The organism is Algibacter sp., assembly GCF_039977455.1.
Taxonomy (GTDB): Bacteria; Bacteroidota; Bacteroidia; order Flavobacteriales; family Flavobacteriaceae; genus Algibacter_B.
Window position 1 is genome coordinate 34623 of sequence record NZ_JBDWDG010000029.1, and the last position, 18287, is coordinate 52909.

Sequence of the window (18287 nt, forward strand, 5' to 3'; positions counted from 1 at the left end):
GAAAAGTGAAGGATTACTTTTCGTTATCTTTCCAATACAATTGTATTAGTAGAATTTAGCACCTTCTTTACAAGATAAAGGGTTGCCAAGGCCTCAACGGGTCTAATCCCTCTACCTTTCTTGATAACATTAGTACGTTAATGAACTCGGTTACAAAAGTACTAACTATATTTTTGTTTTCCTTATCCTGCGCAGTCTTTTTTCGAACTTAAGGGTTTAATTAAAAAAATAAAAACTACTATTCGTTCTCTATATTTCTTTCCGAAATTAGAATACTTTCGAGTTATAAAAAACAAAAACTTTTCTGTTCATTTTGCCTTGAAGAAAAACGAACTAAAAAACCTATTCAAACAAAGTTGAAGATAAATATCTATCACCTCTATCGCAAATTATAGCTACGATTACACCTTCCTCTATTTGTTCTGCAATGGTTAGGGCACAAAACACTGAACCCCCACTACTCATACCTGCAAAAATGCCTTCTTCTTTAGCTAAATCAATGGTTGTTTGTTTAGCATCGTTTTCTGATACATCAACCACAACATCTACTTTTTTAGAATCGAAAAATTTTGGCACATATTCTGGCGACCATTTTCTAATTCCTGGTATCCTTGCTCCATCGGCTGGTTGCGCACCAACAATGGTTACATCTTTATTTTTTTCTTTCAAATATGTTGAAACCCCTGTTATAGTTCCTGTAGTTCCCATGGCAGATACAAAGTGCGTTATCTTTCCTGCTGTGGTTTCCCAGATTTCTGGACCTGTAGTTTTATAATGTGCTTTCCAGTTATCTGGATTCTCAAACTGATTTAATAAAGTATATCCTTTTTCATCACGAAGCTTAAAGGCTAAATCACGTGACCCCTCAATACCAATATCAGCAGGTGTTAAAATAACCTCGGCACCATAAGCACGCATGGTTTTAACACGTTCCTCGGTAGAGTTTTCAGGCATAATTAACACCATATTTAAACCTAAAAGCTTAGATATAAAGGCTAATGCAATTCCTGTATTCCCACTGGTTGCCTCAACTAAAGTACCGCCTTTTTTAATATCGCCTCGTTTTAATGCTTCATTAATCATATTAAAAGCTGGTCGATCTTTAACGCTTCCCCCAGGGTTATTACCTTCTAATTTTAAAAACAATCTCACTCCCTTTTTTGAAATAAGGTGTGTTGCTTCTACCAATGGCGTATTGCCGATTTGACCAATAATACTATTCTTGAATTCCATTCTTTCTAGGTCTTATTTTAATTTCTGTTTGATAAGTAACCAACGAGTTTTCTGGTACAGATTCTGTAATCCATACGTTAGCTCCAATAATACTATTTGCTCCAATTGTAATATCGCCACCTAATATAGTAGCGTTTGCATAAATACATACATTATCGTCGATTGTAGGATGACGCTTGGTAGATGCTAAACTTTTAGCAACTGAAATACCCCCTAACGTTACCCCTTGATAAATTTTAACATATTTGCCTATAATAGATGTTTCGCCAATTACAATCCCTGTGCCGTGATCGATATAAAATGAATCGCCAATGGTTGCCCCAGGGTGAATATCGACACCGGTAATACCATGGATATACTCACTCATCATTCTAGGAAGGATATGTACCCCTAACTTATACAGCGCATGACTTAACCTGTAAATTGAAATCGCATAAAAACCAGGATATGCTAAATATATTTCTGTTAAGGAATGTGATGCAGGGTCGTTATTCTCAAAAGCAATAGCATCTAAATCTAGTTTTTTTCTTATTTCTGGTAATTGGGTTTTAAAAGTATCCCAAATGTCTTTACCGTTTTCGATTTCTAATTTAGACACAATTTCAAGAAAGGTATTTTCTAAATAATCGCTGTGAACTTCTTCTTGCTCACAATCAAATAAAGAATAAAACAATCTTTTGGTGAATGTTTTTGCTGTGTCTTTAAGGCAAACGTTATAGCTTTTCATTTTAAATAATTTGCTTTAGTAAGGGCTTTAAATTTTAGTTATTAAAAGTAAAACTTATACTTGTAAATCCCTCTTATTTTAAAAACTAAATCCTGCGAAGGTTTTAAAGCCTTGCAGGATTAGATAAATATTTCAATAATATTTTTAGATACATCATCTAAAAACATTACAACTCTTAATTAATTGCCTGAACAACTGCCTTTGGCGCTTCTTTTCTAGAACCATCAAAACCATCAATACCACTAACTGTTGTATACTTTAACACCAATCTTTTTCCTGGGTTAATAATTCTATACGCCGCTTGACACATTAATGTTGCCTCATGGAATCCACATAAAATTAATTTTAACTTCTCTGGATAGGTATTAACATCTCCAATAGCAAAAATTCCAGGTATGTTTGTTTGGTAATTTAAGCTGTTATCCACTTTAATAGCATTTTTTTCAATTTCTAAGCCCCAATTACCTATTGGTCCTAACTTTGGAGATAATCCAAATAATGGAATAAAATGATCTGTTTCTATTTGTGTCTCTTCACCTTCTTTCGAAGTAACTGTAACGGCTTCAATTTTACCATCACCATGTAAATTGGTAACTTCTGCAGGTGTAATTAAATTAATTTTTCCCGCTTTAGTTAACTCTCCAACTTTTTCTACTGAATCTAAAGCTCCTCTAAACTCATTTCTTCTATGAATTAAAGTTACGCTTGAAGCTACATCGGTTAAAAAGATACTCCAATCTAAGGCAGAATCTCCACCTCCAGAAATAACTACTTTTTTACCTCTATAAAACTCAGGATCCTTAATAATGTATTCAACACCTTTATCCTCGTAACTAGCAATACTATCCAGCGCTGGTTTTCTAGGTTCGAAAGACCCTAATCCTCCTGCAATAGCAACTATTGGCGCTTGGTGCTTTGTTCCTTTATTTGTTGTTACAATAAACGAACCATCTTCTTGCTTCTCTATAGTTTCAGCACGTTCACCTAGGGTAAAACCAGGTTCGAATTGCTTACCTTGTTCTAACAAATTTCTGGTTAAATCGCCAGCTAAGATTTCTGGAAAACCAGGAATATCATAAATTGGTTTTTTAGGATAAATTTCTGAACATTGTCCACCTGGTTGCGGAAGCGCATCAATTAAGTGGCATTTAAGTTTTAATAATCCTGCTTCAAATACTGTGAATAATCCAGTTGGCCCCGCGCCTATTATTAGTATATCTGTTTTAATCATTACTAAGATTCTTTTTTTTCAATTAATCCTTTTGTGAATTCGTTTAGTGTTTCCACTTTTTCTTCAAAATCACCTTTTATTGTTTTTCTATACTCGTTTAAATTCTTTACTAAATCGTCTACATTCTCTGGAATAACATCCTCAAAAAACTGACGTAAACGTTTAGCTGTAGTTGGCGATTTTCCGTTTGTACTAATCGCTACTTTTACATTTCCCTTTGTTACGATACCACCCATATAAAAATCGCAATATGGTGGGTTATCGGCAACATTTACTAAAAGGCTTTTTTTCCTGCAATGTTTATGAACCTTTACATTAACCTTTGGAACATCGGTCGTTGCAACAACGATATGCTTTCCTTTTAAATACTTTTTCTTGTATTTTTTTTCAATTAAGGTCACATTTCCTGTTTTAGCCAAAGATACTGTACCCTCTCGAAACATAGGTGACACCATGGTTACACAAGCATCTGGACTAGACTTTAATAAGAACGTTAATTTCTCTTCAGCCACATGCCCGCCGCCTACAATAAGCACCTTTAAGCTTTTGGCTTTTAAAAAAATAGGATATAAATTATTTCTTTCCATAACCTATCTATTTTCAACCGCTTGTTTTATAGAATTTAAAACTGCTCTATGTTTTACAACTTCACCAATAACAATAATTGCTGGTGCTGCTAATTCTTTTTCTTTTACAACTTGTTGAATATTACGAATGGTTCCTATGCCTACCTTTTCATTATCACGGGTTCCATTTTGAATGATTGCAACAGGTGTATTACGCTTGTTTTCGGCATAAAACACTTTCACAATTTCACCCAACTTATGCATCCCCATTAAAATAACAATGGTTGCCGTTGACTTTGCTGCTAATTCAACATCCGTTGATAAGGCATGGTCTTTAGTTGTAGCTGTAACAACCCAAAAACTTTCTGAAATACCACGTTTTGTTAACGGGATACCTTGATAAGCAGGTACTGCCAATGACGACGAGATTCCAGGAACAACATAAGTTTCCAATCCAAAACTTCTAACATAATCAATCTCTTCTGCTCCGCGACCAAAAATAAATGGATCACCACCTTTTAACCGTACTACATGTCCTTTTTCTTTAGCCTTAGATACAATTAAATCGTTAATTTGGTCTTGCTGAAATGCATAACACCCCTTGCGTTTCCCTACAAAAATTAGCTCTACATCTTTAGAAGCATATTTAAGTAACGACTCATTAATAAGTGCATCATAAAGTATGACGTTTGCAGACTCAATAGCCTTAATTGCCTTAAGGGTTATTAAATCTTCATCGCCAGGACCAGCACCTACTACGGTTAATTTCGGGGTATTAATATTCATGAATTATTTTAAATTTATGCTTCTTGTTGTGCTGCTCTAAATGCTCTTACTGCTGCTAAAAATTTATCTGAATTAGAGATATAATTTAAAGCAAACTCTTTGGTTGGTGCATTTTTATTGATTTGGTAAATCAATTCTGAAAACGATGTTCCTAAATTAATCTCTCCTGTTTCAACAAATATTTCATCAAATTGAGAAATAATACCAGCGTGTGTATTTGTCTTTTTATTCTCAGCTAATAATAACGCTTTCGCTGAATTAACCAGCGATTGGTACGCGTAATAAATAGCACCAGAATATACCTCATTTTCAAAAGCTTCTTTTGCATTATCAATTTTTTCTTCACTTTCAAAAAATAAAGTTGCAATTAAATCGATTACTACACCAGCACATTCTCCAATTCCTATTTCCTTTACATACTTTTCTTCTTCACCCCAATCAATAAAATCTTCTTGAGTTAAGTTAGTAGCGTCTTGTAAATCGTTTAAGAAATCGTAAAAATACTTTTCTCCTTTTTCTTGATAATATTCTACAAAAGGTTTTCCGTTAGCGTTAGCTTCAAAATCATTTAATATTCTTCGTAAAGCTTCCGGACCTCTTCTACTTGGTACTTTTACTACTTTATCTGCAAAAGTCGCATTACCATCACCTTGGTTACCACCACCTAATAATACTTGTAACGCAGGCGCTACTAATTTTTCTGGAGTACGAACTGTCATTCCTTGGAAACCAATATTTGCCATATTATGTTGTCCACATGCATTCATACAACCACTAATTTTAATAACTAAATCTTGGTTTTTTAAATATTGTGGGTACTCCGCTTTAAGCATACGCTCTAACTCGACAGCAATACCTGTACTACTAGCTATACCTAAATTACAAGTATCTGTTCCAGGGCACGCTGTAATATCTACCGCTTTATTATACCCAGCTTCTACGAAACCTAATTTTTCTAGTTCTTGATAGAAAAATGGTACTAAATCTTCCTTTACAAAAGGAATAACAATATTTTGTCGTAATGTTAAGCGTACTTCGCCAGCGGCATATTTATCTACTAGGTTAGCTAATAAACGTGCTTTATCTGTATAAAAATCACCTAATAAGACTTTAACACCAATAGCCACATAACCTTCCTGTTTTTGAGGAATTAGGTTTGTAGACTTCCATAAATTGAAAGCTTCTTGATCTTTAATTTCTGTCTTAGGAGCTTCAATTGAAACTGGTTTTGAAGCTACATAAGCATCAGCATCAATAGCTACGCTTTTAAATTCGATAGCTTTTTGTTCTTCAGCTATTAATGCTTTAAAAGCTTCTAAACCGATATCTTTCAATAAGAATTTCATACGCGCTTTAGCTCTACTTTTACGTTCACCATAACGATCAAAAACTCTTAAAACACCTTCCATAATTGGAATGATTTTATCGGTTTCAATAAAGTCGTATAACACATCGGCATGACGAGGCTGAGAACCTAATCCTCCAGCAACTAAAACTTTAAAACCGCGCACGCCATTTTCTATTTTAGCAATGTATCCTATATCGTGTAAATAAGACAATCCTGTATCCTCGTCTGTTGATGAGAAAGACACTTTAAATTTACGTCCCATTTCTTGACAAATTGGGTTACGTAAAAAGAATTTATATAATGCATCGGCATAAGGCGACACATCAAAAGGTTCGTTTACATCTATACCTGCGGTTTCAGAAGCTGTTACATTTCTTACCACATTTCCACATGCTTCACGTACAGTAACCTCATCTTTTTCTAATTCTGCCCAAAGCTCTGGTGTTCTATTTAAATCCACATAATGAATTTGAATATCTTGACGTGTTGTAATATGTAAACGTCCACGAGAATACTCATCTGATACAGCTGCAATTCTTCGTAATTGGTTACTTTTTAACTTTCCGTATGGCACTTTGATACGAATCATTTGTACGCCTTCTTGACGCTGACCGTAAACACCACGTGCTAAACGAAGACTTCTAAATTTTTCTTCGTCTATTTTACCATTATGAAAAAGCTCAATTTTTTTAGCCAATTCAATGATATCCTTTTGTACAATTGGATTTTCTATTTCTGTTTCAAAACTTTGCATGCTCTACCTGACTTTTCTTAATTAGAAAAAAACTATTTGATGTTTTTACTGAATAAATCCAGCTCCAACTGTATTATTAGATTGTGGATCGATTAAAATAAAAGATCCATTTGTTCTATGATTTTTGAACTGATCGTAAAAAATTGGTTTGTTCAATTTGAATGATACCGAAGCAATATCGTTGATATTTAATCCCGTTACATTCTTTTCAAATCCAGAATAATCTGGGTTAATTTTATGATTGATTCTATCTACTTTAGCCAATACTTTATTAACACCATGTTGAACAATATATTTTCCACCAGGCGTTAATTGATCGGTATCCATCCAACAAACATTTGCTGTAAATTGTTTATCGATAGTTGGTAAATCGTTTTCTTTAACAATCATGTCTCCACGACTTACATTAATATCATTTTCTAAAGTGATGGTTACTGATGAACGTCTAGAAGCCGTTTCATACTTTTCATCATAGAAATATATATCTTTAATTTTCGATCTTGTTTTTGATGGTAACACAATAATATCATCACCAACACTTAAATCGCCACCATAAACTTTTCCTGCATATCCTCTATAATCATGAAAATCTTCAGTTTTTGGTCTGATTACATATTGCACAGGGAAACGTGGCGTACCTGCGTTAAAAATATCTGCTTTATCCAATTGCTCTAAATGCTCCAATAAAGCTTCACCTTTATACCAAGGCATCTCTTCAGATTTATTAACAACATTATCACCTTTTAAAGCACTTACAGGAATGAAAGTGATTTTTTGATCTTGATAATCTCTTTTGCTCATTAATTCTGAAAAATCGGCTTTAATTTTATTGTAAACCTCTTCAGAATAATCAACCAAATCCATTTTATTAATAGCCACTACAACATCTTTAATTCTCAATAAATTATTGATAAAGAAATGACGATTGGTTTGCTCGATAACTCCTTTACGTGCATCAATTAAAATGATAGATGCTTGTGATGTTGAAGCACCTGTAACCATGTTACGTGTATACTCTACGTGACCTGGAGTATCTGCAATAATGTAACTTTTCTTTTTAGTTGAAAAATAAATATGTGCAACATCAATTGTAATTCCTTGCTCTCTTTCAGCAACTAAACCATCAGTAGCTAATGAGAAATCTAAGTAATCGTAACCACGTTGCTTACTTGTTTTTTCAATCGCTTCTAACTTATCTGTAGTTAAAGATTTTGTATCGTAAAGAATACGTCCTATCAACGTACTTTTTCCGTCATCTACACTTCCTGCTGTTGCTATTTTTAATACTTCCATTTATATTATAATGTTGGCTAAAAGCCTAATTTGTATTCATTTTAAAAGATTTCCCCCATCGCGGAAATAACAAAATTGATATTCTAAAAATATCCTTGTTGTTTACGTTTTTCCATGGCTGCTTCAGAGCGTTTATCATCTATACGAGCACCACGCTCTGAAATTGTTGAATCTCTAATTTCTTCAACAACTTTTGAAATAGATACCGCATCTGATAATACTGCTGCTGTACAACTCATATCACCTACAGTTCTAAAACGCACCATTTTTTCTATCACTTCCTCATTATCATCTCTGTAAACTACATCATCTTCTGCAGACCAAATCATGCCATCTCTTAAAAAGACTTTACGTTTGTGGGCGAAATAAATTGATGGTATTTCGATATTTTCTTTTTCAATATAAGACCAAACATCTAATTCTGTCCAGTTTGAAATTGGAAACACACGTACGTTTTGTCCGTGATCGATATCTCCATTTAACATATCAAACAATTCTGGACGTTGGCTTTTTTCATCCCATTGTCCGAAATCATCTCGTACAGAAAAAATACGTTCTTTAGCTCTCGCTTTTTCTTCATCACGACGAGCACCGCCAATAGCAGCATCAAACTTAAATTCTTCCAAAGCATCAAGAAGCGTAGTTGTTTGTAACATATTTCTACTAGCGTAACGACCAGATTCTTCCTTTACTTTACCCTCATCAATAGAATCTTGTACATTACGAACAATCAATTCTAAACCTAATTCTTTACAAAGGCGGTCTCTAAATTCAATTGTTTCTGGGAAGTTATGCCCTGTATCAATATGCATTAAAGGAAATGGAACTTTTGCAGGATAAAATGCTTTAACAGCTAATCTCACTAAAGTAATTGAATCTTTTCCTCCAGAGAATAATAACACAGGTTTTTCAAACTGCGCCGCAACTTCTCTCATGATGTAAATTGCTTCGTTTTCTAGTGAATTGATATTTGATGTATCTTTCTTCATAATATTTTTTTTAAGCGTGTAAACCACACTCTCTATTTTCTAATGCTTTTGTTGGGTCGAAATATTTAAATTCGTTTGGTAAATTGTTTTCTTCTAAATAAGTATCTAATTTTTCATCAGACCAAAAATAGAAGGGACTCACTTTTAAAACGCCATCTTTACTTAAACTAAAAATGCCAATACTATTTCTAAATGCAGTTTGCCCCTGGCGTAGGTTTGTAAACCACACGTTAGGCTTGTGCTCTTCCATAGCGCGTTTAAAAGGCTCAAGTTTTACCTGCTCTGTAAACAAAGCGTGCTCTGGAGCATCAACACTAGGAATTCCCATTACCACATCTCTATGAGACGAGGTTTGTTTTGGCACATACAAAGACACATTCAAGTTTAAATCTTTAATAACTTGTTCTGCATGCTTGTAAGTTTGTGGGGTATTGTAACCCGTATCGCACCAAACTACAGAAATACTAGCTTCTACACTACTTACTGCATGTAAAATAGCTGCTTCGTATGGTCTGAAGTTAGTTGTAACTACAGCTTTATTATTAAGTTCGAAAGCTTTCTGAATAATTTCAGTAGGCGTCGCTTTTTCAAAGCTTTTATTTAATTCTTCTATTTGAGTTTCTGTAAACATAATCTCTTTATTTATTTTCCCCATTTAATTGAATTCCATAAACGCTCATGGAAAAAATACAGCACCATTTTTGTTAAAAAATCTACGGAAGCAATAGATGCTGCAACAGCCATTTCTCCTGTCAATATATATGAAACTATTAATGTATCTAAAGTACCTATCACTCTCCAACTTAAAGCTTTTGCAACACTTCTTATTGGCTTTTCCCCAACAGCATCCTCTTTATAGGTAGATTTTTCTTTACTTTTTAATAACATTTGCGCTATCATTTCTTATTATTTATATTAATCCTATCAGTTTAGTAGGGATTACAAATGTAAAACATTTTATAATACAAAAAACAGTTTTAACAACTTTTTAGAATAATGGAATAATTTTACGATAAAAGGAAGATTATTATTTAAAATATAAGATAATTTTGAGATATTTTCATTAATCGACACTAGACAAATCTGCTAAAGTGGTATTTCTGAACACATTAAGCGTGCTATCACGCACCTCAATCATAAGTCTATGCACACTACAAAGGGTTTCATCGGGGCAATCATCACATTTTTCGTAATAATTTAAACTCACACAAGGCACCATGGCAATTGGCCCTTCTAAAACACGCATAACATCAGTCATTTTTATTTCAGAAGGTTCGTGCCTTAAATAGTAACCGCCGTGTTTTCCTTTTTTAGACCCTAATATTCCTGACTTTCTTAAGGTTAATAATATTCCTTCTAAAAATTTCTGAGGGATTTGTTCACTTTTAGCAATTTTACCTACTTGCACAGGCATATCGTCTTCACTCCTTGCAATAAACGTAAGCGCTTTTAGTCCGTATTTGGTTTTTTTAGATAGCATGCCGCTAATATAACTGATTTATAAACTTATTATTAATTTGTGGTATGCGATTTTTCTAAAGCGTAAAATGTGGCTTGTACATAGTCATCTCCATCACCAGTATTATTCTGATTATATACTCCAGCTTTGAAATACATATATTGACCACCTACATTAAAGCCACTATTAGCCATATTAACAGTTTTAACCACATCATCTTTACCTTCTCTAATTATAGTAACCGTTAAACTATCTCCAATAACTTTAATAACATAACTAAATTTTTCGTCGAGCGCAATACCATCTAAAGGGTTAGAAGCACTACTACTTCTAGAACCTATCATGTCATACCATTGTTCACTTCCATTACCATCGGTAGGCTCATGAGCAAAATAAATAGACCCTAAAGTATTGTTTTTTAATTTTCTATAATAAATACGAACCGGTTCATCATCATTAGAATGTATTTGACCAATAATCACTCTACCAACTTGACCACTATCACCAGTAGTTGTTACATAATTCACAGCAACGGTAGCACTCATTTCACCATCGTAACCTGCCGCAGCCATTTTATCGGAAGTAGGTGAGGTACCAAAAACCCAGTTGTTTTTATTAACACCTTGAGTACTTATACTCGTGTTCGTACCTCTTAACATTTCGCGTAGCTCTACTCGTGTATAACTTGTACCTGTAGATGTTTTAAAGCCATCGACAGGACATTTAAAGACCATGCCACCATCGGCAGCCGTATAAAAATAAGTGCTGTTTGTATAGTTACTATTAATTTGACCAACCGTTATAGTGGTTGCTGTCCCATTACCTTTGTTTACCGGAATACTTAAATTCCATGTAGATAAATCAAAGTTTTCTGAGGGTGCTTTATTTGGGTCCAACACTCCTGTAACGGGTTCTTTTCCCGCCTGGGTAATAGCTAAATCTCTTGAAACATCACCACCTAATACACCAATTATACCAGTACGTTTAGCTTCCGTTAAGTTAGCCGACACAGAAATATTTACAACCCCATTATTGGTTCCGTTTGTGGGTGTAAGGGTAATCCAATCGTTGTTATTCTCAGTATACCAATATGAATTAGCAGTTACTGTAAGTGATTTTGTTTCTTCATTTGCAGTAAATTCAGAAACTGAAGATAAATTCAACTCTACAGCCTTCTCTTCTTCATTTGATTCTTCCGAACCACAACTAACTATTGATGTAAAAATTAGAAGTACAAAAATGATTTTTAATGGTTTCATAAATTTTATGCATTATATTTTAGCACTAAGCCTTTCTGCAATATTATGAGACATTCACTTATTAACATAGCAGTTTCAATAGACATATATTGCAAAAACAATACCTAAATATTTAAGTTAAAAATTATTTATCCAACGCCTGCTCCAAATCCTGAATAATATCATCAACATGTTCTAAACCAACCGAAATACGCACCATACCATCTGTAATTCCTGCAGCTTTTTTAACCTCTGGCTCAACTTTAGCATGTGTTGTACTTGCCGGGTGCGTTACAATGGTTCTTGTGTCTCCCAGATTTGCCGATAGCGAACACATTTTTACACTATCGAAAAAGGACTTACCGCCTTTTAAACCACCTTCAACCTCAAAAGCAACTATATTACCCCCCAAACGCATTTGTTTTTTGGCGATTTCATATTTAGGATGCGATTTTAAAAAAGGATATTTAACCCAAGTAACTTTAGGATGTGCTTCTAAAAATGTGGCAATTTTAATAGCATTATCACAATGCTTTTCAACTCTTAACGCTAGAGTTTCTAACGATTTAGATAACACCCAAGCATTAAAAGGACTTAACGATGGCCCAGTAAGTCTAGAAAACAAATAAATTTCTCTAATAAGCTCTTTACTACCAACTGTTATACCTCCAAGTACACGCCCTTGTCCATCCATTAATTTAGTAGCTGAATGAATTACTAAATCTGCACCAAGCTTAATTGGGTTTTGTAAATAAGGGGTAGCAAAACAATTATCGACTACCAACAGTATATTATGCTTTTTACAAATCGCACTTAAAAATTCTAAATCTAGGATATCAACACCCGGATTTGTTGGTGTTTCTGCATAAATGAATTTCGTGTTTGGCTGAATTAAATCTTCAATAACATCAACCTCATTAATATTGAAATAAGAACATTCAATATTCCATTTTGGAAAATATTTTGTAAACAAACCATGAGTCGCACCAAAAACAGAACTACAAGACAACACATGATCGCCTGCATTTAATAATGTTGCAAATGTTGAAAACACTGCAGCCATGCCACTAGCAAAAGCAAATCCAGCTTCGGCTCCTTCCATAGCGCACACCTTGTCTACAAACTCATTAACGTTCGGGTTGCTATAACGGCTATATAAATCGCGTTGCTTTTCTTCAGCAAACGACGCGCGCATTTCTTCGGAATCATCAAACACAAAGCCCGAAGTTAAATACAAGGGTACCGAATGTTCTGAAAACTGTGTCGTTTCACTCTGTGTTCTTATAGCTGAAGTTTCAAATTTCTTACTCATTTTGTTTGTATATTTTGGATTCCGTTTAATCGGAAATAAAAATTTCGTTTTATTAATTGTGTTTCGACAACCTTAAAATATCTCCAAAAACACCTCTTGCAGTAACTTCTGCTCCTGCTCCTGCGCCCTGAATAACTATTGGTTGCTCGCCGTAACTTTCTGTGAAAATTTCAAAAATAGCATCCGATCCTTTTACATGTCCTAATGTACTATCTTCTGGAACAGATACTAATTTCACTTCTAATTGACCCTTATCTTGAGATAAATCACCAGACAAATCACCTACATACCTTAAAACATGTCCTGCTTCTTGGTCGTCTTTTATCTTTTGATATTGCTCATCTAGAACATTCAACTGTGATAAAAATTCTGAAACCGAAATATCTCGATACGCTTCTGGAATTAAATTTAACACCTCAACATCTTCAAATTCGTTTTGCAAATCCAACTCTCTTGCAAGAATTAATAACTTTCTAGCTACATCATTTCCTGAAAAATCCTCACGAGGGTCTGGCTCTGTATAACCTTTATCAACAGTTTCTTGAATGATTTCACTAAACGCTTTATTTTGAACCGAATAATTATTAAATAGGTAACTTAAAGTCCCTGAAAACACACCTCGAATTCTCGTTATATTTTCCCCAGATTCATGCAATAATTTAATCGTATCAATTAAAGGTAAACCTGCACCAACTGTAGTTTCGTACAAATATTGTTTGTTGTTATTTTTTAATTCTGTTCTTAATTCTGTATAAAAATCGTGCGAAATCGTGTTTGCGATTTTATTAGACGATACCAAATCGAATCCGGCCTCAACTAACGGAATATAATTTTTATAAAATTCTGAACTTGCCGTATTATCCACTGCAATTAAATTCTCTAAATGGTGATTATTAGCATAAGTAACTATGTCTTCTATAGAACTTTCAAACGAACTTGATGCAATAGCTTTTTCCCAATTGGCTTCTGCTCCATTTTTATCAAGCAATAACTTTTTAGAATTCGCAATGGCAAAAATATTTAAGTTAATACCTTTTCGTTTTTCAATATCCCCTTTCGATTTTAAAATTTGATTAATCAAAGCACCACCAACACCACCATGACCAAAAATAGCAATGTTTATTTTTTTAGAAACTCCAAAAACTTCTCCATGAATAACATTTACTGCCTTGTGCAGTTGCGATTTTTTAACCACCAAACTCACATTTTTTCCAGTAACCGTGTTATTAAAAAGCAATGGTGTTATTTGATTTTTTATAAGGGCATTAAATGGTTTGTGGAATGAACTCAACTCAATTCCAATAATTGAAATTACAGCTACATCATCAACAACATCAATTTTATTAACATCTTGGGAATAAAAATCGCTTTCAAACTCACGTTCAAGCGCAATAACGGCTTGGGTAGCTTGATCGGCATCAATAATTAACCCAATACCACGCTCTGACGATCCTTGCGATACAATACTAACACTAATACCATATTTACTTAAAGCCCCAAATATTCTAGCATCTACACCAATTTTACCTAAAAGACCTCGGCCTTCTAAGTTTAATAGAGCCACATTATCTAAAATAGATAAGGAAGTCACTTCTTTAGTACTTGGTCTTGCCGTAATAAGTGTACCTTCATCATCCGGATTAAAGGTATTTAAAATACGAAGGTTAATGTTTTTTTCTACTAACGGAATAATGGTTTTAGCATGTAAGACCGAAGTCCCAAAATTAGCTAATTCATTAGCTTCACTAAATGACAGTTCTCTAATTTGTTTCGCGTCTGGCACTAAAACAGGATCGGCCGTATAAATACCACTAACATGCGTGTAATTTTGCAATTCCTCGGCATCTAAAAAATTAGCCAATAAAGCCGCTGTATAATTACTTCCGTTACGTCCTAAAGTGGTCGTTTCATTTTTTAAATTAGAGGCTATAAAACCAGTAACCACATTAACCACATCTTTATTTTTACTAAAGTAAGCCTGTGTGTTTTCTTTTGATATTTTCGATAAAGGTTGGGCATTACCAAAGGTTTCATCTGTTTTTATTAACACGCGAGAATCCGTAGCTTTAGCTTTAATACCCTGTTCATTTAATAAACTAGCAATAAGCTTTACTGATAATAATTCGCCTTGAGCTAAAATATTATCCTTCGTCTTTTTGCTATAATCGCGCAACAAACTAACACCTTCAAACAACTTATCAAGCACTAAAAATTCTTCCGAAAAATCTATACTTTTTAAAGGCTCAGTTTGATACGCTTTAAAAGCATTTAAATCGTCTTGATATGGTTCACCTCTTAGGGCTTTATTTAAAATAGCATCAATATCATCTGTAGCCGAACCTCTTGCCGAAACCACAACACTAATGCGTTCGCCAGCGTCTACTTTATTTTTAATAATTGAAAGCACCGTTTCTAAACCTTTTCCGTTGGCTAACGATTTTCCTCCAAATTTTAATACTTTCATAGGTTTTCTTTTAGAATGTGGCACAAAAATGCCTTCTATAATTTTTTCTAACTGCTCATATTCCATTAAAAACGCATCGTGTCCGTGTACGGAATGTATTTCGTTATACGTTACATTAGGATGCGTTAATGCTAATTGTTTATGCGTTTCTCGGTTTTCTTCAGCAGTAAAAAACAAATCAGAATCTACACCAACAATATGTATTTTGGCTTCAATATTTTCAAGTACATTAAAATTACTCGATCGCCCTTTAGTCACGTCAATAGACTTTAATAACTGATTCATTAATTTATAAGCGGAAAGTTGAAAACGTTCTTGCAACTTTTTACCGTGATGTAACAACCAACTTTCTACATTAAAAATCTCTAAATCGTCATTTTTAGAACGCTGAAAACGCTCCTTAAACGACTCTGGTGTGCGATAACACAACATAGCGTGCATTCTTGCATCGTGTACCGGATGCTTAGAATTTAATAAAAACTGCTCCTGTATTTGGCAATTAGCAATTAACCAATCGGTCGATTTCCAATCGGTAGCAACAACCACTAAATGCTCGGTAAAATTAGGTTTTAAAACAGCCATTTCCCATGCAATGCCACCACCTAATGACCCACCAATAGTTGCAAATACTTTCCCTGTTTTTAATGTCTTAAGTCCTGTTAAAAATATGTTAGCCATATCGCGAGCCACAAAATCCTTATAATTATCAATAACAAACCCATCAAAACCATTTCCAGGAATATTAAACGATAAAACCGTATAAAGCTTCGTATCAATAACCTTATCATCGCCAACCAAATCGCGCCACCAGCCATCCTCGCCAGCAACATCGCTATTTCCTGTTAATGCATGGTTTACCAAAACAATTGGCGCACTACCCAAAGGCTTCCCAAAAACCTGGTAACTTAGCTTAATATCTTGGTTAAGCACACCACTTTCGGTAGTAAAGTTTTTTATATTGATATGTTGTAATTCGTGTTTCAATGTCTGTTTTTATTTTTTGGGCGCCTGCCTATCGGCAGACAGGTTACCATAAGGGTCGGACTTTCTGCTTCAAGTCCTAAATTCTTCTACGTCGGGCTGTGGGTTTCCATCTCAATCGCTAACGCAAGTATATCGCCAATGTGTTTTATAACACCTACAAGGTTTTAAAGCCTTGTAGGCTATATAAATTATTTCAATTAAATCGTTTTAAAAGCTTCTAATAAATCAGCTTTTAAATCTTCTATATCTTCAATACCAACCGATAATCTAATTAAATCTCCAGACACACCTGCCGAGGCTTGTTGTGCCTCATCTAATTGTTGGTGCGTTGTACTTCCTGGGTGAATAATTAATGATTTTGTGTCACCTATATTAGCCAATAAAGAGAATAATTTTGTGTTATCTGCTATTTTTTTAGCTGCATCATAACCGCCTTTATGTCCAAAGGTTATAATACCACTTTGTCCTTTAGGTAAATATTTATCCGCTAATGCTTTGTATTTACTACTTTCTAAACCAGGATAGTTCACCCAAGCAATTTCGTCTTGCGCTTCTAACCATTTTGCAAGTTCTAAAGCATTCTCACTGTGTTGTTTTATTCTAACGGGTAAAGTTTCTAAACCTTGAATAATATTAAAGGCATTGGTTGGACTCATAGCACCACCAAAATCTCTTAAACCTTCAAGAATTAATTTAAATGTATATGATGCTGCACCTAAAGCGTCATGATATACTAAACCATGGTATCCTGCAGATGGCTCTGTAAACTCAGGAAACTTACCGTTTGCCCAATTAAAAGTTCCGGCATCAATTATAGCACCACCTAAAGAAGTTCCTTGTCCGCCAATGTATTTAGTTAATGAGTGAATAACAATATTAGCACCGTGCTTAATAGGATTTAATAAAGCTGGGGTTGCCACGGTGTTATCTACAATAAAAGGTACTTCGGCTGCTTTAGAGTGCGCTGCAATAGCCTCTAAATCTAGAACATCCAGTTTAGGGTTTCCTAGCGACTCTACAAAAAACGCTCTGGTGTTATCTTGAACTGCTTCCTTAAAATTATCAGGATCTGAAGCTTCTACAAATGTTGTTGTAATACCTAATCGTGGTAAGGTTACACTTAACAAGTTGTATGTTCCGCCGTATAAACTACTAGACGCTACAATGTGGTCGCCCGCTTTTAACAAAGTTAATAAACCTGTTGCAATAGCAGCCGTTCCCGATGCAAAAACAACAGCTCCAATACCGCCCTCTACAGCCGCTAAACGATCTTGCAAAATTTGGTTTGTTGGGTTGTTTAAACGTGTATAAATAAACCCTAGTTCCTTTAATGAAAACAGGTTAGCTGCATGGTCCGAATTATTAAAAACATACGAAGTCGTTTGATATATAGGAACAGCCCTTGTTCCTCCGTTTGCTGTAACATCGTGTCCTGCATGTAATGCGTTTGTTGCCAATTTAAGATCACTCATTTTTCTAGTTTTTTTTATATTATTAGTTTAATAAAGTCAAAAATCACTTGTAAAAAGTGCATTTAGTAGAAAAATGTTAAAAAGAGTTGTGAAATTACAGACTGTAATTTTTGAGTTATCTATCCAAATACCAATAAATGAATTGGCAATTTAAGTAGAATTTAGCACCTTCTTTAATAAGTTTAAAGGGTTGCTAAGGTTTCAAAGGGTCTAATCCCTCCACCTTTCTTGATAACATTTCAATACGTGTTTGAACTTTGTGAGTGCAAAGATTGAATCTGTAGCGTTAATATCCAAATTTTTAAGCGTATTTTTTGACTTTAACTAAATAAACCTCTTGATGGAAGACTCGTAACTTACTTTGAAAAAAATATCTACGAAAGCAAAATAACAACCTGTTTAAAATTCCCGACCAAGAATGGTTCGTGTAA

The 18287-nt window shown here is 34.3% G+C and carries 15 protein-coding genes and 2 riboswitches; all 15 genes read right to left on the reverse strand.

Annotated elements, in window-relative coordinates; all coding sequences use genetic code 11:
• Positions 1–20: 20 nt before the first annotated feature.
• Positions 21–130: riboswitch (SAM riboswitch) on the reverse strand.
• 212 nt (positions 131–342) lie between these two features.
• Positions 343–1233, reverse strand: a complete 891-nt coding sequence (gene cysM, locus ABJM36_RS13720; protein ID WP_348452069.1) for a cysteine synthase CysM — start codon at positions 1231–1233, stop codon at positions 343–345.
• Entirely contained in the window at positions 1217–1960 is a 744-nt protein-coding gene (gene epsC, locus ABJM36_RS13725) for a serine O-acetyltransferase EpsC (protein ID WP_348452070.1), read from the reverse strand. Before epsC ends, cysM begins: the two co-directional genes overlap by 17 nt.
• Positions 1961–2135: 175 nt before the next feature.
• The gene (locus tag ABJM36_RS13730) at positions 2136–3191 is read right to left on the reverse strand and encodes an NAD(P)/FAD-dependent oxidoreductase (RefSeq protein WP_348452071.1); all 1056 of its coding nucleotides are present in this window, start codon (positions 3189–3191) and stop codon (positions 2136–2138) included.
• A gap of 2 nt (positions 3192–3193) precedes the next feature.
• Positions 3194–3778, reverse strand: a complete 585-nt coding sequence (locus ABJM36_RS13735; protein WP_348452072.1) for a bifunctional precorrin-2 dehydrogenase/sirohydrochlorin ferrochelatase — start codon at positions 3776–3778, stop codon at positions 3194–3196.
• Between the two features lie 3 nt (positions 3779–3781).
• Positions 3782–4543, reverse strand: coding sequence for a uroporphyrinogen-III C-methyltransferase (cobA, locus tag ABJM36_RS13740; protein WP_348452073.1), 762 nt, complete (start codon positions 4541–4543; stop codon positions 3782–3784).
• A gap of 14 nt (positions 4544–4557) precedes the next feature.
• Positions 4558–6645, reverse strand: coding sequence for a HEPN domain-containing protein (locus ABJM36_RS13745; protein ID WP_348452074.1), 2088 nt, complete (start codon positions 6643–6645; stop codon positions 4558–4560).
• Positions 6646–6690: 45 nt separating this feature from the next.
• Positions 6691–7938 (reverse strand): GTP-binding protein, encoded by a 1248-nt coding sequence (locus ABJM36_RS13750; RefSeq protein WP_348452075.1) that lies wholly within the window; start codon positions 7936–7938, stop codon positions 6691–6693.
• Positions 7939–8021: 83 nt separating this feature from the next.
• The gene (gene cysD, locus ABJM36_RS13755; protein WP_348452076.1) at positions 8022–8927 is read right to left on the reverse strand and encodes a sulfate adenylyltransferase subunit CysD; all 906 of its coding nucleotides are present in this window, start codon (positions 8925–8927) and stop codon (positions 8022–8024) included.
• A 10-nt stretch (positions 8928–8937) separates the two neighbouring features.
• Positions 8938–9582, reverse strand: a complete 645-nt coding sequence (locus ABJM36_RS13760) for a phosphoadenosine phosphosulfate reductase family protein (RefSeq protein WP_348452077.1) — start codon at positions 9580–9582, stop codon at positions 8938–8940.
• Positions 9570–9827 carry a DUF2061 domain-containing protein gene (locus ABJM36_RS13765; RefSeq protein WP_144115754.1) on the reverse strand — a complete coding sequence of 86 codons (258 nt, stop codon included), beginning with the start codon at positions 9825–9827 and terminating at the stop codon, positions 9570–9572. Before ABJM36_RS13765 ends, ABJM36_RS13760 begins: the two co-directional genes overlap by 13 nt.
• A 163-nt stretch (positions 9828–9990) precedes the next feature.
• On the reverse strand, positions 9991–10407 hold the full coding sequence (locus ABJM36_RS13770) for an Rrf2 family transcriptional regulator (RefSeq protein WP_348452078.1): 417 nt from the start codon (positions 10405–10407) through the stop codon (positions 9991–9993).
• A 32-nt stretch (positions 10408–10439) separates the two neighbouring features.
• A complete protein-coding gene (locus ABJM36_RS13775) occupies positions 10440–11645 on the reverse strand; it encodes a polysaccharide lyase family 7 protein (RefSeq protein ID WP_348452079.1) in 1206 nt (401 codons plus the stop codon).
• A 124-nt stretch (positions 11646–11769) separates the two neighbouring features.
• Positions 11770–12936, reverse strand: coding sequence for an aminotransferase class I/II-fold pyridoxal phosphate-dependent enzyme (locus ABJM36_RS13780; RefSeq protein WP_348452080.1), 1167 nt, complete (start codon positions 12934–12936; stop codon positions 11770–11772).
• 52 nt (positions 12937–12988) lie between these two features.
• Positions 12989–16384: a bifunctional aspartate kinase/homoserine dehydrogenase I gene (gene thrA / locus ABJM36_RS13785; RefSeq protein ID WP_348452081.1), complete on the reverse strand. Its 3396-nt coding sequence runs from the start codon at positions 16382–16384 to the stop codon at positions 12989–12991.
• A gap of 197 nt (positions 16385–16581) precedes the next feature.
• Entirely contained in the window at positions 16582–17856 is a 1275-nt protein-coding gene (locus ABJM36_RS13790; RefSeq protein ID WP_348452082.1) for an O-acetylhomoserine aminocarboxypropyltransferase/cysteine synthase family protein, read from the reverse strand.
• A gap of 112 nt (positions 17857–17968) precedes the next feature.
• Positions 17969–18094, reverse strand: a riboswitch (SAM riboswitch).
• Between the last annotated feature and the right edge of the window lie 193 nt (positions 18095–18287).